21 protein-coding genes are annotated in these 23,854 nt (G+C 51.5%); 17 read left to right on the top strand and 4 right to left on the bottom strand.

Translation table 11 applies throughout. From position 1 onward, the window contains the following. Nucleotides 1-50: 50 nt before the first annotated feature. The 6 genes from SAQUA_RS18370 to SAQUA_RS18345 all read left to right on the top strand — a co-directional run bounded on the left by SAQUA_RS18370 (nucleotide 51) and on the right by SAQUA_RS18345 (nucleotide 7,841). Nucleotides 51-821 (top strand): DUF2877 domain-containing protein, encoded by a 771-nt coding sequence (locus SAQUA_RS18370; protein ID WP_380674589.1) that lies wholly within the window; start codon nucleotides 51-53, stop codon nucleotides 819-821. After that, a complete protein-coding gene (fdrA, locus tag SAQUA_RS18365) occupies nucleotides 799-2,346 on the top strand; it encodes an acyl-CoA synthetase FdrA (protein WP_380674591.1) in 1,548 nt (515 codons plus the stop codon). The genes SAQUA_RS18370 and fdrA overlap by 23 nt, the downstream gene beginning before the upstream one ends. Then, on the top strand, nucleotides 2,346-3,764 hold the full coding sequence (locus tag SAQUA_RS18360; RefSeq protein WP_380674593.1) for a DUF1116 domain-containing protein: 1,419 nt from the start codon (nucleotides 2,346-2,348) through the stop codon (nucleotides 3,762-3,764). Before fdrA ends, SAQUA_RS18360 begins: the two co-directional genes overlap by 1 nt. A gap of 124 nt (nucleotides 3,765-3,888) precedes the next feature. Continuing rightward, nucleotides 3,889-5,439, top strand: coding sequence for a xanthine permease (locus SAQUA_RS18355; protein WP_380674595.1), 1,551 nt, complete (start codon nucleotides 3,889-3,891; stop codon nucleotides 5,437-5,439). Between the two features lie 43 nt (nucleotides 5,440-5,482). Next, nucleotides 5,483-6,454 carry a carbamate kinase family protein gene (locus SAQUA_RS18350; RefSeq protein WP_380674597.1) on the top strand — a complete coding sequence of 324 codons (972 nt, stop codon included), beginning with the start codon at nucleotides 5,483-5,485 and terminating at the stop codon, nucleotides 6,452-6,454. Further along, entirely contained in the window at nucleotides 6,447-7,841 is a 1,395-nt protein-coding gene (locus tag SAQUA_RS18345) for an amidohydrolase family protein (RefSeq protein WP_380674599.1), read from the top strand. The genes SAQUA_RS18350 and SAQUA_RS18345 overlap by 8 nt, the downstream gene beginning before the upstream one ends. A 103-nt stretch (nucleotides 7,842-7,944) precedes the next feature. Here the strand turns inward: SAQUA_RS18345 and SAQUA_RS18340 are convergent, their stop codons facing one another. Beyond that, entirely contained in the window at nucleotides 7,945-8,805 is an 861-nt protein-coding gene (locus tag SAQUA_RS18340; protein WP_380674601.1) for an SIS domain-containing protein, read from the bottom strand. Between the two features lie 226 nt (nucleotides 8,806-9,031). On the opposite strand from SAQUA_RS18340, the gene murQ reads away from it, so the two are divergent. Both murQ and murP read left to right on the top strand, forming a co-directional pair. After that, nucleotides 9,032-9,940 (top strand): N-acetylmuramic acid 6-phosphate etherase, encoded by a 909-nt coding sequence (gene murQ, locus SAQUA_RS18335; RefSeq protein WP_380674603.1) that lies wholly within the window; start codon nucleotides 9,032-9,034, stop codon nucleotides 9,938-9,940. Nucleotides 9,941-9,942: 2 nt separating this feature from the next. Further along, complete coding sequence (murP, locus tag SAQUA_RS18330) at nucleotides 9,943-11,394, top strand: PTS N-acetylmuramic acid transporter subunit IIBC (RefSeq protein ID WP_380674605.1); 1,452 nt, start codon at nucleotides 9,943-9,945, stop codon at nucleotides 11,392-11,394. Between the two features lie 91 nt (nucleotides 11,395-11,485). Here the strand turns inward: murP and SAQUA_RS18325 are convergent, their stop codons facing one another. Continuing rightward, nucleotides 11,486-11,857: a VOC family protein gene (locus tag SAQUA_RS18325; RefSeq protein ID WP_380674607.1), complete on the bottom strand. Its 372-nt coding sequence runs from the start codon at nucleotides 11,855-11,857 to the stop codon at nucleotides 11,486-11,488. Nucleotides 11,858-11,999: 142 nt separating this feature from the next. Continuing rightward, complete coding sequence (locus SAQUA_RS18320; protein ID WP_380674609.1) at nucleotides 12,000-13,679, bottom strand: alpha-keto acid decarboxylase family protein; 1,680 nt, start codon at nucleotides 13,677-13,679, stop codon at nucleotides 12,000-12,002. Between the two features lie 1,362 nt (nucleotides 13,680-15,041). Between SAQUA_RS18320 and pagP the strand changes: the two genes are divergently transcribed. The 4 genes from pagP to SAQUA_RS18300 all read left to right on the top strand — a co-directional run bounded on the left by pagP (nucleotide 15,042) and on the right by SAQUA_RS18300 (nucleotide 17,141). Then, the gene (gene pagP, locus SAQUA_RS18315) at nucleotides 15,042-15,668 is read left to right on the top strand and encodes a lipid IV(A) palmitoyltransferase PagP (protein WP_380674611.1); all 627 of its coding nucleotides are present in this window, start codon (nucleotides 15,042-15,044) and stop codon (nucleotides 15,666-15,668) included. Between the two features lie 66 nt (nucleotides 15,669-15,734). Then, entirely contained in the window at nucleotides 15,735-16,004 is a 270-nt protein-coding gene (locus SAQUA_RS18310) for a DUF333 domain-containing protein (protein WP_380674613.1), read from the top strand. A 180-nt stretch (nucleotides 16,005-16,184) separates the two neighbouring features. Beyond that, nucleotides 16,185-16,568 (top strand): VOC family protein, encoded by a 384-nt coding sequence (locus SAQUA_RS18305; protein ID WP_380675055.1) that lies wholly within the window; start codon nucleotides 16,185-16,187, stop codon nucleotides 16,566-16,568. A 318-nt stretch (nucleotides 16,569-16,886) separates the two neighbouring features. Further along, complete coding sequence (locus tag SAQUA_RS18300) at nucleotides 16,887-17,141, top strand: ABC transporter ATP-binding protein (RefSeq protein WP_380674615.1); 255 nt, start codon at nucleotides 16,887-16,889, stop codon at nucleotides 17,139-17,141. Between the two features lie 129 nt (nucleotides 17,142-17,270). On the opposite strand, the gene SAQUA_RS18295 is transcribed toward SAQUA_RS18300, so the two are convergent. Beyond that, nucleotides 17,271-18,056, bottom strand: a complete 786-nt coding sequence (locus SAQUA_RS18295) for a helix-turn-helix transcriptional regulator (protein ID WP_380674617.1) — start codon at nucleotides 18,054-18,056, stop codon at nucleotides 17,271-17,273. 383 nt (nucleotides 18,057-18,439) lie between these two features. On the opposite strand from SAQUA_RS18295, the gene SAQUA_RS18290 reads away from it, so the two are divergent. The 5 genes from SAQUA_RS18290 (at nucleotide 18,440) to SAQUA_RS18270 (ending at nucleotide 23,841) form a co-directional block, all read left to right on the top strand. Next, nucleotides 18,440-19,210, top strand: coding sequence for a class I SAM-dependent methyltransferase (locus tag SAQUA_RS18290; protein ID WP_380674619.1), 771 nt, complete (start codon nucleotides 18,440-18,442; stop codon nucleotides 19,208-19,210). 547 nt (nucleotides 19,211-19,757) lie between these two features. After that, nucleotides 19,758-20,273 (top strand): GNAT family N-acetyltransferase, encoded by a 516-nt coding sequence (locus SAQUA_RS18285; RefSeq protein ID WP_380674621.1) that lies wholly within the window; start codon nucleotides 19,758-19,760, stop codon nucleotides 20,271-20,273. A gap of 124 nt (nucleotides 20,274-20,397) precedes the next feature. Continuing rightward, complete coding sequence (aroL, locus tag SAQUA_RS18280; protein ID WP_380674623.1) at nucleotides 20,398-20,922, top strand: shikimate kinase AroL; 525 nt, start codon at nucleotides 20,398-20,400, stop codon at nucleotides 20,920-20,922. Between the two features lie 376 nt (nucleotides 20,923-21,298). Then, entirely contained in the window at nucleotides 21,299-22,072 is a 774-nt protein-coding gene (locus tag SAQUA_RS18275; protein ID WP_380674625.1) for an IclR family transcriptional regulator, read from the top strand. A 200-nt stretch (nucleotides 22,073-22,272) separates the two neighbouring features. After that, nucleotides 22,273-23,841 (top strand): OPT/YSL family transporter, encoded by a 1,569-nt coding sequence (locus SAQUA_RS18270; RefSeq protein WP_380674627.1) that lies wholly within the window; start codon nucleotides 22,273-22,275, stop codon nucleotides 23,839-23,841. The last annotated feature ends 13 nt before the right edge of the window (nucleotides 23,842-23,854 follow it).

Below are 23,854 nucleotides of genomic sequence, written 5' to 3'. Positions count from 1 at the left end.
TTGAACAGGTTTTTTCCAGGGCGGTAAACCTGTTCGTCCCGGAGCAGAAAATGCTCTACACATTATTAAGCCATGAGTACGATAATGCCCCGAATAGCTGCCGAATAGCGCTCCGGCACTGCGACAAACTATTTAGCCCCGGCGAGCCGGTGTGTTTTTTGCAGGATGGCATTGAAGTTGGTCAGAATAAATGGATTGATCTTTCTCACTGCCATTTATGGCAATGCTTTGAATGCGATTTAACTGAGGAAAATATAAAAGATATTAATTGGTACCGCTGGGGTCAATGGATTAATCAGCATGCGATGTCTGGTAATTCGCTTTTTGATTACTGTGGCGACAATATTTTTTATCAAGAAATCGCGGTGCAACTACAACGCAACCGCAGTGCCTTATTAAAAGCTATGCGGTGTAATGAAAACTTTGAACAAGTCATACATTCACTGATTGGGCTGGGTATTGGCTTAACGCCTTCCGGTGATGATTATCTGGTAGGACTTAGCGTCATATTGATGCTGCCAGGCCATCCGGCACGAAAATATCGCGAGACTTTCCTCAACGCATTGAGGAAAGCGAGAGAGAAAACGACGCTGTTGAGCGCAATTACATTAGAAGCGGCAATCAATCAGCGCTATCGGCAGGTAATTGGGGATCTGATAGGAAAAATTGTACGGGACGATCGTTACTTAATTATTCACACCATTAACGAGATTAAAAAAGTCGGCTCAAGCTCAGGATGCGACATGCTGTTTGGCATGGCTGATGCCTGCTTCTTGACCGCATATTTTGGAGAGCATTATGCCAATCAGGATCATTGTTAAAAAGAACACCTGGTTTGATTCCGTTTCACTGATGTCGATTTCGACCAAGGCGAACAAACTGGAGGGGGTTGAACAGGCGTTTGTGGCGATGGCCACCGAAATGAATAAAGGTGTGTTGCAGAACCTGGGGTTGATGACGCCAGAACTGGAAGCGGCCAAAAACGGCGACCTGATGATTGTGATCAAAGGTGCCAGCGACCAAGCCAACGACGCCACGTTGCAGGCTATTGAAGCGTTGTTCACCAATAAAGATAAAGGTACTCGGCACGAAGCTCGCTATGCCACCGTTGCCAGCGCCAAAGCCAACATTCCAGAGAGCAATCTTGCAGTTATTTCGGTGAATGGCCTGTATGCAGCGCGTGAAGCTCGTCAGGCGCTGGAAAACAATCTTAACGTGATGCTGTTTTCCGATAATGTTTCGATTGACGATGAGTTGGCACTGAAGCAACTGGCGCATGAAAAAGGGTTGCTGATGATGGGGCCTGACTGCGGAACGGCCATCATTAATGGTGCCGCTCTCTGTTTTGGTAACGCGGTGCGCCGCGGCAACATTGGCATCATCGGTGCATCCGGCACCGGTAGCCAGGAACTGAGCGTGCGTATCCATGAGTTTGGCGGCGGTATTTCACAGCTGATAGGTACCGGCGGGCGCGATCTTAGTGAAAAGATCGGCGGCATCATGATGTTGGATGCCCTGAAAATGTTGGAAGATGATAATCAGACAGAAGTTATCGTGCTGGTTTCCAAACCGCCAGCGCCAGCGGTGGCACATACCGTACTTGAACGTGCCCGTGCCTGCCGTAAACCGGTGGTGGTCTGCTTCCTTGGGCGTAACGCGCCACCGGCTGATGAGCAAGGGCTACAGTTTGCACGTGCCACCAAAGAGGCGGCACTAAAAGCGGTGTTGCTCACCGGTATCAAGCAAGAGTCTCTCGATCTTCATCCTCTCAACTGGCCGCTGATTGAAGAAGTGCGCGCTCGTCTGACGCCGCAGCAAAAGTATGTTCGCGGTCTATTCTGCGGCGGTACGCTGTGTGACGAAGCAATGTTTGCCGCCCTGGAAAAATACAGCGATGTTTACAGCAATATTCAACCTGACCCATCCAAACGTTTAAAAGATCTCAACCAGAGTATTGCACACACCTTCCTCGACTTCGGTGACGATGATTTCACCAATGGAAAACCGCATCCGATGATCGACCCAACCAACCGTATCAGCCGCCTGTTGCAGGAGGCTCGTGACCCGGAAGTGGGCGTGATAGTGATGGATTTTGTGCTCGGCTTCGGTGCGCATGAAGACCCTGTGGGCGTAATGATCGATGCCATCAAACAGGCCAAGGCGATTGCCGCACGTGAGCAACGGCCACTGGAGATCCTCGGCTATGTGCTGGGGACCGATCTTGATACGCCATCGCTGCAGCAGCAGTGCCAGATGCTCACGGATGCTGGCGTCATTTGGGCGAGTAGCAGCACCAATACCGGATTACTGGCGCGTGAATTTGTCTGCAAAGGGGAGAAAGCCTGATGAGCCATTCATTCTTTAACCAACCGCTGAATGTGATCAACGTGGGTATTGCCATGTTCAGTGACGATCTTAAAAAGCAGCATATCCCGGTCACTCATCTTGACTGGACGCCTCCGGGGCAGGGCAACATGGCGGTGGTTGAGGCGCTCGACCAGATCGCTTCCCCGGCGCTTGCCGACAAGATTGCAGCAGCCAATAAACTGGCGCTGGAGCGCATTATCCAGTCGCACCCGGTTCTGGTGGGTTACGACCAGGCGATTAATGTGGTACCGGGTATGACCCGCAAGACCATTCTCCACGCTGGCCCACCGATTAGTTGGGAAAAAATGTGTGGGGCGATGAAAGGGGCGGTAACCGGTGCGCTGGTGTTCGAAGGATTAGCTGCCAACCTCGAAGAGGCGGCTGAACTGGCAGCATCCGGTGAAATTACCTTCTCCCCCTGCCATGAGCATGACTGCGTGGGTTCAATGGCTGGTGTGACCTCTGCGTCAATGTTTATGCACATCGTAGAAAACAAAACCTACGGCAACCGTGCCTACACCAACATGAGCGAGCAGATGGCCAAGATCCTGCGCATGGGGGCCAACGACCAGAGCGTTATTGACCGCCTGAACTGGATGCGCGATGTGCAGGGCCCGATGTTGCGTGACGCCATGAAGCTGGCAGGTGAGATCGACCTGCGGCTGATGCTGGCGCAGGCCCTCCACATGGGGGACGAGTGTCACAACCGCAATAACGCGGGTACTACGCTGTTGATCCAGGCGCTAACGCCGTGGATCATCCAGGCCGGTTACCCGGTTGAGCAACAGCGTGAGGTCTTCGATTTTGTCGCCAGCAGTGATTACTTCTCCGGCCCTACCTGGATGGCAATGTGCAAGGCTGCAATGGATGCGGCTCACGGTATTGAATACAGCACGGTAGTGACAACCATGGCGCGCAATGGCGTCGAGTTTGGTTTGCGCATCAGTGGGCTACCAGGGCAGTGGTTTACCGGCCCGGCACAGCAGGTTATCGGCCCGATGTTTGCTGGCTATAAAGCGGAAGACTCCGGGTTGGATATCGGCGACAGCGCGATTACCGAAACCTACGGTATTGGCGGCTTTGCCATGGCGACTGCCCCGGCCATCGTTGCGCTGGTGGGGGGTACCGTCGATGAGGCGATCGATTTCTCCCGCCAGATGCGGGAAATCACCCTTGGCGAAAACCCCAACGTTACCATTCCTCTGCTCTCGTTTATGGGGATCCCGACGGCTATCGACATTACCAAAGTCGGTAGCAGCGGCATCCTGCCGGTGATTAACACCGCTATTGCCCATAAAGATGCGGGGATCGGCATGATCGGCGCCGGGATTGTGCATCCGCCGTTCGCCTGCTTTGAGAAGGCTTTACTGACTTACCGTGACCGCTACTGCCAATAACAAAAAAACGGGGCTAACCGCGAGTTAGCCCCACAGTAGCCAAGTTTGAGCATTGTCACCTGCAGGACCGATGGCGATCCCCTGGATCGTAAAGCGTGTTTTAACGACCTGTGAAGGACATTCCATGAACAGAATAAAATTAGAGTGGAAACGCGGTGACTGGGCGGCCTATTTCGGGCTGATGACCAATAACCTGACTAACCTACTCACCATGATGGGGTTGCTGATCTTTGTGGTCGGTATTCCTAAAGAGATTGTTTACGGACGTATAGCCCCGGCTTTTGGTCTGGCAGTGCTGTTGGCCAGCGTTTGTTACACCTGGTTTGGACTACAAATGGCGCGCCAGACCGGGCGCACCGATGTGACCGCGCTACCCTCTGGCCCCAGCGCACCGTCAATCTTTACCGTTACTTTCCTGGTGCTGATGCCGGTTTATCAGCAAACCGGTGATGCTGACTTTGCCATCCAGATTGGCCTGGTGTGGTGCTTTGTTGAAGCGCTGATCCTGGTGGGCGGCTCGTTCCTGGGGGAAACCATCCGCAAGATGATCCCGAGAACCGTGCTGCTCTCCTGCCTGTCTGGTTTGGGGCTGCTGCTGCTGGCGATGAACCCGATGTTGCAGGCGTTCGAAGCGCCGACGGTATCGTTCATTGTTCTGCTGCTGATCTTTATCAACTGGTTTGGCAAAAAACCTATCTTCGCACGTATACCGACCGGCTTACTGCTGCTGGTTGCGGGTACGGCACTGGCGTGGATTTCCGGTCTGCAAAGCCCGGAGGCGATTAAAGCTTCGATGGCGTCCTTTGGCTTCAACCCACCGGGTATTCATATCGACGGCTTTATTAATGGCTTGCCGCACGCGCTGCCGTATCTGGCCTCCGCCGTGCCGCTCGGGCTGGCGAACTACATTTTTGACCTGGAAAATATCGAAAGTGCGCATGCAGCAGGGGATAACTACGACACCCGCAAAGTGATGATGGCGAACGGTTTCTCCTCGATGATTGGCTGCCTATTGGGTAACCCGTTCCCGGTGACCGTCTATGTTGGCCACGCGGGTTGGAAAGCCATGGGGGCCAGTATTGGTTACACCTTGGCGTCTGGCGTGACCATGTTCATCGTACCGCTATTCGGGCTGGGGGCCTTTATGCTTGCGGTGATCCCAATGACCGCAATTGTGCCAATTCTGGTGTTTATCGGCGTGGTTACGGCCAATCAGGTGGTGCGGGAAACACCGAAAGTGGAGGTGCCGGTGATCTTCATCTGCCTGTTCCCGTGGATCGCCAACTGGGCGCTGACCATGGTCAACAGCGTGATGGGAGCCGCAGGCACTTCTGCCGCCAAACTGGGCACGGAATTGCTGTACAGCAAAGGGGTGTACTACCAGGGACTGGTGCATTTGGGCAACGGTGCACCGCTTGCCAGCATGCTGTGGGGGTGCATCGCTATCTTCGCTATCAATAACAAACCGCTGCGTGGCTCGGTCGCGGCAGCAACGGGGGCATTGTTGTCACTGTTTGGCGTGATCCACTCCCCGGCGGTCGGCTTTGCTACCGGCAATTCGATGATGTTTGTTCTCGCCTATCTGATGATGGCGGGCATGTTTGTGGTGAAACACGTGCTCGATAGCCGTGAAAATGTTCCCGCATCGGTGCAGGAACCGACCAAGACCGCGTAACCCATGACGGGGCTTGCCCCGTCTCTCTTATCGGATAAACCAGATGAAAGAACTAGTGGTAGTGGCCATCGGTGGCAACAGTATTATCAAGGATAACGCCAGCCAGTCTGTTGAACATCAGGCCGAGGCGGTGAAAGCCGTTGCTGAATCGGTGCTGGAGATGTTGGCATCCGACTATGACATTGTGCTCACTCATGGCAATGGTCCCCAGGTCGGCCTGGATCTGCGCCGTGCAGAGTTGGCGCACGAATATGAAGGACTACCTCTAACGCCGTTGGCCAATTGCGTTGCCGATACTCAAGGGGGCATCGGCTATCTGATTCAGCAGGCGCTCAACAATCAACTGGCCCAACGCGGTGAGCAGAAAGCGGTAACGATCATCACACAGGTAGAAGTGGATAAGGACGATCCCGGCTTCGAGCACCCCACCAAGCCGATTGGTGCTTTCTTCAGCGCAGCGCAGCGCGATGCGTTGCTACAACAACATCCAACCTGGCATTTTGTTGAAGACTCAGGGCGTGGCTATCGTCGGGTGGTCGCTTCGCCGGAGCCTAAACGCATTGTTGAGGCCGATGCCATTAGGGCACTGACACAGCAGGGCTTTGTGGTCATTGGTGCCGGTGGCGGTGGGATCCCGGTAGTGCGTGGCCCACAGGGGGATTATCAGAGCGTGGATGCGGTCATCGATAAGGACCTGTCGACTGCGCTACTGGCTAGGGAAATCAGTGCAGATGTGTTGGTGATCACTACCGGGGTGGAGAAGGTGTGTGTTCACTTTGGTAAGCCCAATCAGCGTGAGCTGGGTCAGGTCACCGTGCCAGAAATGACGCGTTATATGGAAGAAGGGCACTTCCCTCCTGGCAGTATGCTTCCGAAGATTGCTGCTAGCCTGGCATTTTTGCACCATGGAGGAAAACGTGTAGTGATCACCTCACCGGAATGCTTACCCGCAGCACTGCGCGGTGAGACCGGTACGCATATTGTCAACGTCTTAGAGGGAAGAAGAGATGAATGAAAATAAAAGTCGCCGTGATTTCTTGAGTCATAGCGGTAAAGTTGCTGCTGCCTGTGCGCTTTTGGGGGCAACCACTTCCGTCGGTTATGCCGCGCAATCGGCAACAGACAAACGTGAAGCGTCACAACCTATGCGCATCACTTCCCCGCACTACTATCTGGATAACGTTCTGCTTGAGCAGGGTTTTGAGTTTGACGGCGCAATGCCAGTTGCTACCCGCACTGAACTCAAAACCCTGGAAATCAAACAGGGGAAGATCGTCACCTTGCGCGATAATCGGCAGCACCCGGACGGCACCGTGCCAGTATATGACGCTGGTGGCAAACTGATGCTGCCCGCCATGCGTGACATGCATATCCACCTGGACAAAACGTTTTATGGTGGCCCGTGGCGCGCTCTGAATCTCCCGGCAGACACTACGATCCAGGATATGATCGCCCTGGAACATAAATTGCTGCCGGAACTGCGGCCCTATACTCAGGAGCGCGCAGGGAAACTGATCGACCTTCTGCAGTCACACGGAACCACTATTGCTCGCAGCCATTGCAACGTGGAACACGTATCCGGGTTAAAAAATCTTGAGGATCTGCAGGCGGTGCTGGCACGCCGCAAGTCCGGTTTCGAGTGCGAGATCGTCGCCTTCCCGCAGCATGGTTTACTGCTTTCAAAATCGGAACCGCTGATGCGTGAGGCGATGCAGGCGGGAGCACACTACGTAGGTGGATTGGATCCGACCAACGTCGATGCCGCAATGGAAAAATCGCTTGATACCATGTTCCAGATCGCCCTGGATTATGACAAAGGGGTCGACATCCACCTGCATGAAACCAGCCCGGCGGGGTTGGCAGCGGTGAAATATATGCTAGACACCGTGGAGAAAACCCCACAACTGAAAGGCAAGCTGACCATTAGCCACGCCTTTATACTGGCAACGCTGAATGAACAGCAGGTGGATGAGTTAGCGGCCCGCATGGTAGCGCAGCAGGTAACCATCGCTTCTTCGGTGCCTATTGGTACGCTGCATATGCCGCTTAGCCAGTTGCGTGACAAAGGCGTATTTGTCATGACGGGTACGGACAGCGTGATCGACCACTGGTCGCCGTTTGGTTTGGCTGACATGCTGGAAAAAGCCAATCTGTATGCACAGCTCTACATTAGCCCGAATGAGAAAACCCTGTCGCGTGCGCTGTCGATTGCCACAGGGGGGGTGCTGCCGCTGAACGATAAGGGTGAGCGCGTATGGCCAAAAGTTCAGGACGATGCCAGTTTCGTGCTAGTGGACGCATCCTGCTCCGCTGAAGCGGTGGCGCGGATTTCGCCTAGAACCGCGACCTTCCACAAAGGGGAAATGGTGTGGGGCAGTGTTGCTCCAGGCAGTAAGGCTTAACTGAGTTTTTGGAGCCAGACCTATGGCCCCTCTCATGGCTCACGCCTTGTACTGTAATCAAATGACCGCCAACGGTGCTCCCTTGCAATTGAGGGGGCACAGTCTAATCATCCAGATTGTTAATCGCCATGCTGGTATTGAGAACCTGGGGCTTGGCGATCTCTTTTCGCTGCTGCATCAGGGCCAGAAAAATCAAATCCGTCAGGGTATTCTGTGCGGTTCGCGACGAAATAGAGGAGCTTCGCCACTCATTCTCGTCGGAGACGCTTTCCAGTACGTAATCGGCTATTTTGGCCAACGGGTTTTCTTTACTGCCCGTTATAGCGATCACTGTCGCTCCCTGCGCTTTGGCCATGCTGGCTGCCGTTCGCATATCTTTCCTTTTACCACTGAAAGAAATCACAATTTGCACGTCTTTGGCCGTCAGGCAGTGAGCAGTGGCTAACTGAACATGCAGATCGGCCTCCACCAGGCTGATAATCCCTATCTTCTGCAATTTGTAGCTAAGATCTTTGGCTGTCAGCCCTGATGCCCATATGCCAACAATCTGTACCCGCAGGGCGTTATCGATAATATCAATAACTTTCTGAAAAACAGCAAAGTTTAGCCTTCTGGTGGTTTCTATAATCGCTGCTGTCTTCTCGTTAGCCAATTTTTGCGCCATGACGCTCAGGGAGTCTTCCGCTGAAATGGCGTTATGTAAGGCTTTATGCGGATAGGATTTTAAGCGCTCATTTCTGCCCAACTCTTCACTGATGGCAATTTTCAGCGCGGGAAACCCTTTCATGCCAATTTTCTGACTAAACTTCACGATGGCGGACTGACTGACCCCAATATCTTCTGCGAAGCGCGAGGAAGAGAGCATAAGCACCGATTCTGGTTTATCGAGAATGTACTTGGCAATTTTTTGCTGGTTCTCGGCAAGTTCAGGCAGCAGCCAGGTTATTTCATTTAGGATCGACATCAAAAATATCTCCACCGGGCGTCATAGATTATTCCAGTAATGACGCGCTTTATTCTTTTTCTTTAATTATATGAAATTATTGGTAATAAGTATTGATTTCGTATTGTTTTTTGACGCTTATTCCTTATTTTGATGCCATAGAGAATCGATTTACCGTGATAATTATCACACATAAGGAATAAATAATTCCTTAATATTGCTGGAAACCTGAATCAATGGAAGCCCTATGAAGATTAATTTAAGCAAAATGGTGACGGAAAGCCGAAATCCTGCCAGCGCTGAAATCGATACCCTGCCAACGCTCGACATGCTCGCATTGATTAACCGAGAAGATCAGCAGGTGCCCCTTGCGGTAGAGGCAACGCTGCCTGAAGTCGCAAAGGTTGTCGATCTTCTGGTAGAGGCTTTCGCTCAAGGCGGCAGATTGATTTATTGCGGTGCCGGTACCTCTGGGCGGTTGGGGATTTTGGATGCCAGCGAGTGTCCGCCAACTTATGGCACACCCCGTGAACAGGTGATTGGTCTGATAGCCGGTGGCAATACGGCAATACTGCAAGCGGTTGAAAATGCAGAGGATAATGCTGAGATGGGTGCGCAGGATCTGCGTAACCTCGATTTCAACGCCCGTGACCTATTGGTGGGGATTGCAGCGAGTGGCCGTACCCCATATGTCTTGGGTGCTATGGCTTACGCCCGCAGCGTTGGGGCAACGGTAGCGTCAATCTCCTGCAATCCGGGAAGCGAAATGAGCAAAGCGGCAGATATCGCTATCGAACCACGGGTTGGCCCGGAAGTGGTTACCGGTTCGTCACGGATGAAAGCGGGCACCGCGCAGAAATTAATCCTGAATATGATCACCACCGGGGCGATGATCCGTAGCGGCAAGGTTTACAGCAACCTGATGGTGGACGTTGAGGCAACCAACGCCAAATTGCTCCAGCGGCAGGTCAATATCGTCGTCGAAGCAACGGAGTGCAGTTCAGAGCGGGCAGAACAGGCGCTTAATCAGTGTAATCGCCACTGCAAAACCGCGATTGTGATGATCCTTGGCGATCTTTCTGCACAGGAAGCCAGTGCGATCCTGGCAAAAAATAACGGATTTATTCGTAAAGCGCTGCAAGGGATAAAGGCATAACTATGGCGAAAATAACCGTTTCTATGATTGAGCAGATTTTACTGCTCATCGGCGGCAGCAACAATGTCATTCTCTGTGGTAACTGCATGACGAGACTGCGTCTTACGCTCAAAGACCGTCAAAGCATCCAGATCGATACCATAAAGAAAATACCCGGCGTACTGGGGGTGATTAATGGTGATGATCAACTGCAGATTATCCTCGGCCCAGGCAAAGCACAGACCGCCAGCGAGATGATGAATGCGCTACTCAGCGCGGAGCCACAGCAGGGGCAGACTACGGCCGAGCAGAACGATTTGCGGACGCTGGCCAATCAGAATAAACAGCAGAGGAAAGCGGGCCAAAACAGCGCTGTTCATAATTTCCTGACTAAATTCGCCACCATTTTTACCCCATTAATTCCTGGGTTTATCGCCGCAGGATTGTTATTGGGGATAGCAACGCTGATGCAACAAACACTGGTAGTCGACGGTGTGGTTCAGGCTGTATGGCTAAAGGGGCTGATTGCCTACATGAAAGTGTTCAGCGTGGGTTTGTTTACCTTCCTGAGCATCCTGATTGGTTTCAACACCCAGAAAGCCTTTGGCGGCACTGGTGTTAATGGTGCGATTATCGCTTCGCTGTTCATTTTGCGCTATGTGCCAGAAGGGACCAGCGGTTATTACGCAGGTTTTAGCGACTTTTTTGGTCTGGTGATAGACCCGCGTGGCAACATTATTGGTGTTCTTTTGGCCTGTATCCTGGGGGCTTGGATCGAGCGGCAGGTGCGCCGGTTTATTCCTGACAACCTGGATATGATCCTGACTTCGACCATTACCTTACTGATTACCGGCGCAATTACCTATGTGGTGATTATGCCGGTCGGCGGCGAGCTGTTTAAGGGCATGTCATGGCTGTTTATGCATCTGAATGGTAACCCGTTCGGCACCGCAATTTTGGCCGGGCTGTTCCTGATCGCCGTGGTTTTTGGTATTCATCAGGGCTTTGTTCCGGTTTATTTTGCCCTAATGGATGTGCAGGGCTTCAATTCCCTTTTCCCTATTCTGGCAATGGCCGGTGCTGGGCAGGTTGGCGCTGCGCTGGCTCTGTTTGCACGTTCCCCTAAGGGCTCTGTTCTGCGTACCCAAATTAAAGGTGCCATTTTCCCTGGCTTGTTGGGCATTGGCGAACCGCTTATTTATGGCGTTACGCTACCACGCTTAAAACCGTTTGTGACTGCCTGTATAGGGGGCGCGATAGGTGGTTTCTTTATCGGGTTGGTTGCCTGGATGGGGCTGCCTGTGGGGCTTAATACCGTCTTTGGTCCATCCGGTTTGGTTTCTATTCCCCTGATGACTTCGGCAAAAGGTATTTATGCCGGTATGCTGGTTTACATTGCCGGGCTGCTGATTGCGTACACCGCCGGATTTATTGTGACCTGGCTATTTGGCAGCAAAGATGTTGATTTGAGCTGAATAGAGGTTTTGCATTGCGTTAAGGCCCTGCATGCCAGGGCCGTTTACGTTGAGGTAAAGCGTGCAGCCGGGTTTCAAGCTGCGGACGGCTTTACTTCATTGAGTGCAAACCAATCACGTTGCCTTCAGTGTCTTTGACAATCGAAATAAAGCCATTCTCGCCGATAGGGAATTTTGCTCTGAGTATTTCCCCGCCATTGGGTGCCACGCGGCTTTCTTCTACTGCGCAATCGTCACACATCAGGTAAACCATGGTGCCGCCAGGCCCTGGTGGAACGCCATCCATTTTAACCAACGCGCCACCCGCCCCTTCATGCCCTTGTTCGTACGGGAACATCAGGTATTCCATTTCCTCGTTTTCCAGCTTTTCTAGCTGAGTCATAAACACAGACTCATAGAATTTTTTTGCCCGAGGCATATCAGCAACATAAATCTCAAACCAACCAACGATATTCGCTTTCATCACATTCTCCAGTAGGTAAAAAATAGACTGATTTGCAAGCCGCTATTGTTACTTTGGCTGTATATAAATACAGTGATCTAGATCATGCAATTAGTGCGATATTTATTCGTTTTTTGCTGTGTAGCTAAACATCAGCACTGGTTCAAACGCTGCGCCGGGGATTGTGCAGGCCAAAGTTGAAGTTATTACAACGGTTACAAAACGCTATCATCGCGGGTGGGGTATCCATCGCAGGTAATTTTACTTCAATAAATACCAGAGAGTGCTGGCGTGAGGCCTGCTCCAAAGCCAGCTCCAACTGCTGGCTGGTTTCTACCGCTACACAGAAGGACTCCACCTGAGGGTTAAGTACGGCAGCCAGCTTGGCGTAATTCCACGGGCTGATATCGTTATAAGACGACGACTCACCCAAGATATAGCGCTCGATCGTGTAACCACCATTATTAATCAGGAAAATAATCGGCTTTTGTCCACAACGTAGCAATGTGGAAAGCTCCTGGGCAGTCAGTTGGAACGAACCGTCACCGATAAACAGCAGATGTCTGCGTTCAGGCGAAGCCATCATCGCGCCCAGTAAGGCAGGTAAGGTATAACCTATCGAGCCCCAGATCGGCTGGTTCACCACCGTCACCCCCTCAGGCATGCGCATTGCGCCAATCGCTGCACCTGAAGTGCCGTTTTCTACCACCAGGACGTCGTCAGGTTGGATAAAACGGTTCATACGTTGCCAGAAATTTGCGTGCTCAAGCAGGCTATTGTCCGGTGTTGCCAACTTATACTCGGAATGTGGTAATGGGGTCAGCGTTGTCGGCAGCGTATTTTTTGCCTTGTCCAGCAAGGTTTGCAGCAGGTCTGCGGCAGTGACGGCCGGATAGGCGATGTTTTCCAGCTTAAGCGAATAGGGTTGAATATCCACCACCGCTGAAGTTGCAAACTGCTGGCTGAAATAACCCGTGGTGGAATCTACCAGACGAACACCGAAACTGAGTACGCAATCCGATTCAGCCATCAGTGCGAATAATTCAGGACGAGATAAATCACCGTTATAACCTCCTTGCCAGCCGGGAGTATTCTCTGGGAGCACGCACTTTGCCGTGGGCATATTGGCTAACGGGATCGCGAATTTTTGCGCTACTTCGATCACCAACTGCTGTAATTGATAACGCTCAACCATCTGATCAACCAGTATTACTGGCTGTTTTGACTGGTTGATACGAGTGAGTAGGGCCGTTGCTGCCAGTTCGAGATTGTTTTTGTCGCTGCTGGGTAAGCGCGGCTGGGAAAGCTTATCGGGCACATCGATTTCCACATCGCACAGATCCGCAGGCAATTGCAGATAAACCGGTTTTTTCTGTTGCCAGGCGCAGGTAATCAGGCGTGGAATTTCTGTCGCGGCATTTTCTGGCGTGATCAGTGCCTGTGCCACGGTGAATTGCTTGAAGCAGTTCATCACGTTGTCAAAATTGCCATCCGCCAGCGTGTGATGCAGTAAAGCATGGCTTTTCATCGCATGTAGCGGCGGTGAGCCCGCAATGCAGATTACAGCGGCAGATTCCGCATAGGCACCGGCAATACCGGAAAGTGCCGCCAAATCCCCCACGCCATAAGTGACAATTAAAGCTCCGATGCCGTTGAGCCGTGCATAGCCGTCTGCCGCATAGGCGGCATTTAACTCGTTGCAGTTACCAATGAAGTTGACCTGAGGGTCATGTTCGATCATTTCCAACAAGGCCAGGTTGTAATCACCGGGAACGCCATAAATATGGGCTACCTTAGCGGCATGAAGCTGTTGCAGGATGAATGAACCTATTGTTATTTTCACGACTTGCTCCACATTCACTTTAATTATATTTAGCAGAAACACAGCAGAAAACCGTTGGCGATGCCGTTCCGCTAATCGTTGAAAATGCGACTCACCCATTTGGAGTTACCGTTAACAGTCGATGTAAGTGAAAACTTATTCAAGTTTGTGCAAGATGATGGAAGCATGCGTATCGTATACAAGCCTTTACGCTATGAAGGTATGCAGGAAGTCAATGCGGGTAAGACAGTAGGTTCTTATCTGTTAGGCTGTGCCCCTAAGATTAACCTAACTGCAGTTGGTAAAAAGCAATTCAGATACTTTTCATTATTTAATGACTCCCAATTCAATTATTCTCCTTAGTTGTAATGTTAACTTCACGCATACATATTTTTAACAAAATACCTTGTTGTTTGCCGTGGTTGGCAACTTTATACAGCTAGAGGCCGATAGGGATGGTTGAAACGCTGTGGAACGGATCACACTTGGTTTCAATTTAATGGCAATGTTTCGCTACACCAGCAGGAGAGCAATATTTTTTCTGGCAAGGAGGCAGGTAACGGCATCACCCAGTACGTTTTCTGTAACGTTCCCGAATAGGCTGAAACTATTTCACATTAAGCAATCAAGTTAATTTCAGACTGCTGACAAACCCCGTTATTAGGGAGAGCGTACCGATGGGGTCGTAACGGCGTAAGCCGTCGGAGCGCCCCTCGGTGCGCTAGGCCCGGGTATCTCGGGTCGGAAGGCGACTTTGTCATCAACCTCATTTTCGTTTACCAATCAAACTTTGATAATCCTCTATAACTCATTGAAGAAAAAGTAAAAGACAGAATTATCTGAAAGACAAGCTTTGCGCTGAAGCCTAGGCTGTGTCCCTTAATTGCCCGTGGTGCCGTCGCAGACCCAAAAGCCCGTTATCAAGGCGGAGGGTGAAGGGCAGAGTGGCCCTCTGTTCAAGCCCGACTTTACTTCGAACGGGCTTTTGGGGCGCGACCCTTCGGGCTGGGGCCATTTGCGCGCATTGCGGCGTTGTTCGCCGCTTATTTGGTCCACCAAACCTCGCGGCTCTCGCCTTGCCCTGTGCGCAAATGACCGCCAGCGGCGCTCGCGTGCAATTAAGGGACACAGCCTAGATTGGCCTCATTGCTTCCCGCTGTTTGCTGCCTGTATTTTTTGTCGTATTAAATGACCACGGTTAAATCCAAGTTCAATGCTTTGAAGCGCGCAGGCAGGATGTTGGTGCACTTGCAGGCAATGAACGGGCGTTGCCCGGTTGGAAAAATCCCAAATGTGCGGGTAAAAGCATTGACCAAATAAGATACAACTTGATTTGGATAGGGCGATCGTTAAGAATCCCCGGCTGCATTTTTACAGGAGTTTATGATGGGTTTTATAAGGATCCTTTTGGTATGTTCACTGGCGTTGATATTTCCTGCACTGCCTTTACATGCTGAGGCGGGTAGAGAAAGTAGCCAGGTTGTACATGCCGAAGATCCTGGCCTGTGGGGGCGCTTCAAAGGCAATGTGGCGGAAACCTGGAATAACTCCCCAAACAAGGAGTTTTATCTGCCCGCCATCACCTGGCACAACCGCTGGACTTACGATCAGGAAAAGCTCGATAACTACAATGAGCGTCCGTGGGGGGCAGGCTACGGTATCTCCCGTTTTGATGGCGACGGTAACTGGCATGCCATCTATGCGATGGCTTTCAAAGATTCGTTCAATAAGTGGGAACCCATCGGCGGCTATGCTTACGAGAAAATTTTGCGCCCGAGCGACAATAAGGATTTTCGTCTGGGCATAGGGTTCACTCTTAGCGTTACCGCTCGTGATAACTGGAAATACATTCCTATCCCTGCACCGCTGCCGTTAGCGTCGATCGGCTATAAGCAATTGACTTTCCAGGCTACCTATATTCCTGGTACCTACAATAATGGTAACGTATTCTTCGCTTGGCTGCGCTGGCAGCACACGAGTTCCTCATGGAATGAAAGGAGTTTTTCGTGATACACGGCATTTTTACGGGAGCACAACCAAGCGACACCGTCTAATTTTACTGAAGAGTCGATATCAATGAAAAAACTCCTGATGCTTTCCCTGTTTGTTGGCACAACCTTGCTGCAAGGGTGCGTTAGCAAAACCAACAATGATGCGCCATTACCGCCACGGGTGGATAAGAATATAGGCATGGCGAATCCTGCCGATGTTTATTGCACTAAGTCGGGTGGCAAGCTGACCGCGAAGCAAAATTCTCAAGGGCAGTATTCTACCTGTACCATGGCAGACGGGCAGGAAATTGACAGTTGGGAACTTTTCCGCCGCGACCACCCCGCGAAAAAATAGCACCAGAGGCCCCCACATCCCCCTGGATCGACAGATTTGCTGTTCAGTTGCCGCCCACCTGCAACTTGAAGTAACTTGGGTATATCTGATTTTTGCCCATAGTGGCTCCTCCGCTTGAACAGCAGGTTACCTTTAGCTATGAAACCTGCTGTATATGCCAGTAGACAATGGAGATTGATGATGAAAATAGCCCACGTTGCTTTATGGACACAGGATATTGAGGCGCAAGTTAACTTCTGGCTGCGCTATTTCAATGGTGTGGCGGGAGAAACCTATGTCAGCAAGAACCGTCCCGGTTTTGTCTCCCGCTTTATTCAACTGGCTTCTGGACCAACGCTGGAAATCATGAGTGTTCCTAGTTTGCTGCCGGGAGCAGAGCGGCAGGAACGGATCGGTTGGGCGCACATTGCACTCTCACTGGGTAGCGAAGCGCAAGTGGATTCCTTGGCGAAGCAAGCACAGCTTGATGGTGTTCTGCAAGCTGCGCCTCGCTGGACGGGGGACGGCTTTTATGAGGCGATTATTCTTGATCCCGACGGTAACGCCATCGAAATCACCGCCTGACGACACCATATAGTGTGGAGAAGAAACGAATTTTAATTTACGTTTCTTCACTGTAAATGTGATTGAAAGCTGCACAATATTTCCACTTATACTCTAAATAATTCGAGTTGCATGACAAAAACGCAATGCGTTTTTGAACAGCGCTTGCGCTGGCCCCGCAGGGGCGAGGCCCATAATTGGGCCAAGTAACGCGGCAAGACCGAGAGTCGCCAGGAGCATAACCCACTATGTGACTGGTGCGATTGGTCGCAGCTAACACCCATGCAACTTGAAGTATGACGAGTATATAATGGACTGAATAGCTAACAAGGAGTGAGTATGGGGATCAGTGAGGAAGAGTCTATTCGCCGTTTAGCCCTTGAGAAGAATGCCGTAGGGAATTCGGCTAAATGGGTGGCAATTGTTTCGGCAGTTTACTTCGTATTGATGTTGTTTTACGGCCAGCCTATCGGGGTACTAGCCATGTCCGGCACAATTTTTGTTGTTTCTGCCGTAACTTGGTTTAAGAAACGCCAGAAGGTAAAGGCCTATCGCTTGGCGTTAGCCAAGATAAATAATAGCGAAACCCCCTAGCTCTATTCCAACACTTTGCCGTAGGCGCATGATTGAGGGGAGGTATCCCATCCTCCCCGGAATAAGCGAAGCCGCGAAAGGAGGACGTCTGCCAGCATTTGCGCCAGAATGTTCTGAAGAGGTTTCCCGTCACGGTAAAGGTATTAACATTACCAGTTTCAATCCGCTTTGCTCTGCCGGATAGAATGTCACTTGCCGATAAGAAAGCTCCCCCTGTTGTGGATGGCTGAACATACGTTCACCACCTTCACGTGCCAGAACGTCCTGTTGTTTCCACCAATGACGAAAGGCTTCACTGTTGTGCGTCATATTACGAACCAAAGCACGTATTTCTTCGGTGCCCTGATGATGGCTGGTTTCGGCACGGAACTCTGCCACTAACCGCCGCGCGCGATCTTCCCAGTTTCTGACCAGCACTTTGGCCTGTGGGTGAAAGAACATGAAGTGCAGCAGGTTCGGTGTTTTTGCCCGTTTTAGCCAGTCGCAGAACAGCACTTCTGCCTGCGGATTCCAGGCAATCATGTTCCAGGTGAGGTCGAGTAAATAGCAGGGCACCGCAACTTGATGCACGCTGTCCAGCACGGCTGGATCGATCGTTTCCTGTGGTTTTTGCTGCTCAGGGTCACTAATACGCGCCAGAGTAAACAGGTAGTGACGCTCGGCATGGCTTAAACGCAGTGCTTTGGCAATGCGGGCCAACGTATAGGGGGAAATGGAAACCTCGCGCCCCTGTTCGATCCAGGTATACCAGGTTGCGCTGATACCGCTGATTTGCGCAAGTTCTTCCCGGCGTAACCCACTGGTACGGCGACGTACGGCGGTAGGCAAGCCGAGCATGTCTGGCGTGACGCGTTCGCGGTGAGCACGCAAAAAGGCCCCAAGGGCTTTCTGGCTGGATAAAGCATCCGATTCCATAGGTGGTACCTTTTGATACAAGGCTGTGCCCCTTAAATGTCCGTGGTGCCGTCGCAGACCCAAAAGCCCATTATCAAGGCGGAGGGCGAAGGGCAGAGTGGCCCTCTGTTCAAGCCCGACAACGCAGAGGATGGGCTTGTGGGGCGCGACCCGAAGGGCTGGGGCCATTTGTACGCATTGCTGCGTTATTCGCCGCTTATTTGGTCCACCAAACCTCACGGCTCACGCCTTGTTCTGCGTACAAATGACTTCCAGCGGTACTCGCGTACAATTAAGGGGCACAGCCTAGGATAACTGCTCATATTGTACCCGTTTAGTAGTTTGATTATAGTCCTACAGGCCATCCGGCGCAGGCGCAAGCCAGATAAAAAAAGGGAGTGATTATGAGTGTCAGCGACAGCCACAAAAATGCAGTTGAACGCCAGTTTGGCGAACAGGCCAATGCCTATTTGAGCAGCACAGTTCATGCGCAAGGGAGAGATCTGCAACGTCTGGCTGAGCTGCTTGCGGGAAGTTCCTCTGCCCGATTGCTGGATCTGGGGTGTGGGGCGGGGCATGCCAGTTTTACCGCAGCCCCTAATGTGGCTCAGGTGGTTGCGTACGATCTCTCGGCACAAATGCTGGATGTTGTGAGCAATGCTGCGCGGGAAAAGGGGTTGGCGAATATTCAGGTACAGCAAGGCGTCGCGGAATTACTACCGTTCGGCGATGCCAGTTTTGAGGTGGTGATCAGCCGCTATTCGGCACACCACTGGCATGACGTTGGCCGGGCACTGCGCGAGGTGAAACGTGTGCTGAAACCGGGGGGCAGGGCCATCTTTATGGACGTGGTTTCGCCCGGGCATCCGTTATTGGATATCTATCTGCAAACTGTCGAGGTCTTGCGGGATACCTCGCACGTAAGGAATTATGCGCCGGGAGAGTGGCTGAGTATGTTCACTGAGTCAGGGTTGCTGATACAGGAAGCCACGACTGACCGTCTGGATCTGGAATTCAGCAGTTGGGTGGCGCGTATGCGAACACCGGAGCATTTTGTCACCGCTATCCGCGCATTACAGCAAGGTGTGGCTGAAGAGGTTAGCCAGCACTTTGCCATTCAGGCTGATGGCTCCTTTACCAGTGACATTATGATGCTTGTGGCGGTTAAGGCATAAATAGCAGAGGGGTTATAAGCGGCTTTGTCATCTGGGTGTCATCGGAGGTTAATAGGCTTTTAGCGCTTACCTTTACTCACTGTGAGATGACACCATGAGAATCAAACCGCTTTGTCTCCTTTTTGCCTCTGCATTGCCACTATCTTCGTATGCTGCGGAGGGGGCGGTTCCGGGCTGGTTTTAAATCATCAGGAAGGCGGCGACCTGATACTGACGACGTTTACCGAATGCCGATAGCCCTGCATTCGGTAAAAAGGATGCCAAAATTTTCCCTAGCCCGAAATTTGTTCCTCTGCTGATGGATATTCGTATTAGCGGAAGTAAAGCCATGGCGACAAATGCACGCCCTTTACATGATGACCAAGGCACAATCAGCGGCTTGCCGTGATCGGCTCAACCAACGAAGTAGCAATAACAGACAGCTTAAAATCGTTACCCAGTGACAAGCGTGGGTTGGATACCGAAGGGAGCAGCCTTGTTGGTTTCTGCTACCGGTAAAATCTGTTTAAATAGGCGCTCGCGTTCAATTCTGGGACACCGGCTAGTCATGCTTAGTTTACGTTTAGCGCAACAGTCTGATATTCAGCAGTTGATCGAGGTTGAACGCTCTGCAGGGCAACTGTTTCTGCAACTGGCGGAGCTGCAATTTATTGCCGACGATGAGGGGATGAGCCCACAGCAGCATGCTGATTTTATTGCGCAGCAGCGAGAATGGCTGATGGTTGACGCCGACGGACAGGTTGCGGGTTTTATTGCTGTTCAATCATTGTTGCACGGCTGGCATATTGCAGAATTGTCGGTAGCGGCCAACTGGCAGCGGCAAGGGGTTGGTAAAAAACTCATTGCCGAAGTTATGTCACTGGCCAGGCAACAGGGCGCGCCTCGGCTGACGTTGACCACTTTTGTCAACGTACCTTGGAATGCACCTTATTACCAACGTTTGGGATTCCGCAGGCTATCTGCCCATCAGTTGGATGCGCAACTACAGGGTTTACTTGCAGAAGAAATTAAACAGGGTCTTGCTGCGGGTAGCCGCTGTGTAATGGAATTTACACTGTTGTAAATATTGAAATACATGCAGAGGACTGTATGATGCAGCAGCAGCAGCGTGAGTGCCTGCTCCGGCTGCCCGCACTCACGGCAGGCAAACCAATGCATTCAAGTCATCGCATAAGGGACAACCGGTAATGACACAAACCATTTTTATGGTAGGCGCTCGCGGAGCAGGTAAAACCACCATAGGCAGCGCATTAGCGCAGGCATTAGGTTATCAGTTTATTGATACCGACCTGTTTATGCAGCAAACCGTGCAAATGAGCGTGGCGGAAATCGTTGCGCAGGAAGGTTGGCAGGGGTTTCGGCGGCGCGAAACGGTAGCTTTGCAAGCGGTAACTGCGCCGTCAACCGTGGTTGCCACCGGTGGCGGGGCGATCCTGGCTGAAGAAAACCGGCATTTCATGCGGGAGCACGGCACGGTGATTTACCTGCGTGCGCCTGCCAGCATCCTGGCTCAGCGCTTGGAAGAGGTTCCTGAGGAGGGGCAGCGGCCTACTCTGACCGGGCGGCCTATCGCCGAAGAGATCATGGAAGTGCTTACCACGCGTGAAGCGTTATATCAAAATGCTGCACATCATGTCATCGATGGCAGTGCCAATCCGCAGCAGGTCGTTGAGCAGATCCTGGCTGTACTCCAGCCAGCGGCAGTAAAGTAAATTTCCTTGGGGCATAACCTGTTGTGCCCACTATACCTGCGGTTCATTCCTGTCATTCATGCAGCCAAACAGATTGATCGTTTGGTGGCAGCCTGCCTGTAAATTTAGGTAATTTGACTATATATTCAATCTTGTCCCTCAATCGTATTATAATAAATAGCATTTTCTGCTGATATATAGCGTTACATGCGTTCATATTCTAGAGTGAGAGTCTAACGGCTTCATGATGTGCGTAATATGTCCACTGTCATAGCATTATTCTCTTTAATTTACCTTCGCAATTATAAAACAAACCGCTTGACGATAAGTTGTTCAAATCTTAATTTCCAAAATATAGATTCAGAACTAAGTTCCATATAATGGAACAAGGTGCATAATGACCACATTAGAAAATGCTACGGCGGTATTAAAGTTATTTTCTCAACGGCAGATAACCCAGGGGCAACCCGGTATTTCCTTTACCGAGGTGGTTGAATATCTTGGGTTGCCGAAAAGCACGGTATCGCGTTTATTACAGACGATGGAAAGCCAGGGGTTGCTGAAGCGCGATGCGCAAAGCCGTCAGTATCATATTGGGCATCTGTTGCTGATGGTTGCCAGCCACTACCTTTCAACACCATTGGTAGAAAGTGCGGCAGAAGCGATGGTGCAGCTAAACCAACTCACCTTTTGTACCGGGTATATTTCGGTTCTGGAAGGGCAAGAAAACTGGGTGATGCGGACTTTCCCCGGGCGCCATTTTTTGCAGGTGGTGACTCCGGTGGGTGCGAGCTCCGCCGCAGCGGAAACCTCCGTAGGCCGGGCGATAATGGCGCGTGAAAGCGATCAGCAGGTGTGTGCGCGTTTTGCCGATGGCTATTGTGTGAGGGCAGAAAACTCCCCGCAAACGCTAGAAGAATTGCTGCAAAAATTGACTCAGATCAGGCAACAAGGCTGGTCATTGGCTCGCAATGAAACATTGCCAGGTATCAGTTCACTGGCAACTTCTGTTACCAATAAACACCGCAGTGAGACGGTGGGGTTATGTCTGTCTTTTCCCTCTCAGGCTGAGGAGCAACCTTATTCACCTCAGGTGCTTGAGGCATTGATGGCGGTTTCCCGCCAATTGGCGCAAAAACTCGGTGATGACTATTGGCAGCAGATCCAATAGCCCACCGTATATCCATGACTTAATCGATAAGACGATTCTATGGCAGGTTAGTTACGGCATCGATTGTCGGTAATTAATTATGTCCGAATGGCTGAAAGGCAATTAACTCGATAATGAGTTCCAAATAATGGAACTCAATAGGTTTGCTATGCAAAAAATATTCTCTTGCCAAAGAGTTGAGATATTCAGGGGAGCAGTTTATGAAGCCAGATAAAACTAATAATCCATTGAAAGATATCGGTACGCTACTGGTAATGGTGCTGTTATCCATTATTGGCGCGATTATCGGTGTGCAATTGATTACCACACTGGGTGTAACACCGAATACATCGATTATCGGTGCGTTGCTAGCTATGTTGTTGGCGCGTATTCCGATGCAAATGTTTCAACGTTATCGCTCGATCCATACTCAGAACTTGGCGCAGACGGTGATTTCTTCTGCGACGTTTGGCGCGGCCAACTGCCTGTTGATGCCGATTGCGGTGCCTTACGTTATGGGGCAACCGCAGCTGATACTGCCCATGTTCTGTGGCGTAGCGGCCGCAATGCTGCTGGATGGTTACCTGTTGTACCGTATGTTCGACACTAAAATTTTCCCGGCAGCAAATGCCTGGCCACCTGGCGTGGCGGCGGCGGAGGCGATCAAAGCGGGAGATAGTGGAGGAAAGCAGGCTTGGCTACTGGTACTTGGCGTAGCCGTAGGGATTGCGGGCTCAATGCTGAAGATCCCCATGGCAGCTTTTGGTACGGCTTTCATCGGTAATATTTGGGCTTTGAGTATGTTCGGCGTGGGTCTGCTATTGCGTGCCTATGGTCAACCGCTGACCGGCGTCGATCTGAATGCGCAGTATATCCCGCACGGGGTGATGGTCGGGGCGGGGCTGGTAGCACTGATTCAAGTGGTGCAAGTGATCCGCCATAAAAATCAACAGGCTGTATCAACCTACACTCAACCTGACAGCGAGGTGCGTAAAGCCCTAGGGCTGGGGGCCGTAGGTTATGTTGTGATAGCGGCTTTGCTGGCGTTGGGCAGCGGGCTGTATAGCGAAATGTCGCTGACCATGCTGGTGCTATTTGTGATTTATGCGGCGTTTGCCGCCTTCGTACACGAATTGATCGTCGGGATTGCGGCGATGCATTCCGGTTGGTTCCCGGCTTTTGCGGTGGCGTTAATTACGCTGATTGTCGGGATCATGCTCGGTTTTCCCCCATTGGCTCTCTGTATTCTCACCGGTTTCACCGCGGCCACTGGCCCGGCGTTTGCCGATATGGGGTTTGATCTGAAAGCCGGTTTTATCCTGCGGGGTTACGGTAAGGATTTACAACAGGAACTGTTGGGGCGACGCATTCAGATGATTGCCGCCATGTTGGCTTTTGTGATCGCTATTCCGGTCGTTTACTTCTCTTACACCAGTTATTTCACGCAGGGACTAATACCGCCAGTGGCGCACGTGTATGCCAAAACCATTGAGGCAGGCGTCCAGCCCGGTATCGCGTCCAGCCTGCTGATTTGGGCGATCCCAGGCGCCATAGTACAGTTTATCGGCGGGCCTAAGCGCCAAATGGGGGTGCTACTGGCGACAGGCCTGCTGATCAATAACGCGTTTGCGGGATGGGCGGTGCTTATCGGTATTACGTTGCGCATTCTGATTATCAGACGCTGGGGAGATAAAGGCCAGACACCGATGGAGATTATGGCCGCCGGGTTTATCGCAGGCGATGCGTTGTACAACTTCTTTAGCTCCATCTTTTCCAGTAAAGATAAGTAAGGCTGAGCCGGTC

The sequence above is a fragment of the Serratia aquatilis genome, from assembly GCF_044865145.1.
GTDB lineage: Bacteria > Pseudomonadota > Gammaproteobacteria > Enterobacterales > Enterobacteriaceae > Chania > Chania aquatilis.
Note: the sequence above shows the minus strand (reverse complement) of the source record. Positions and strands in the feature narration are given on the sequence as shown.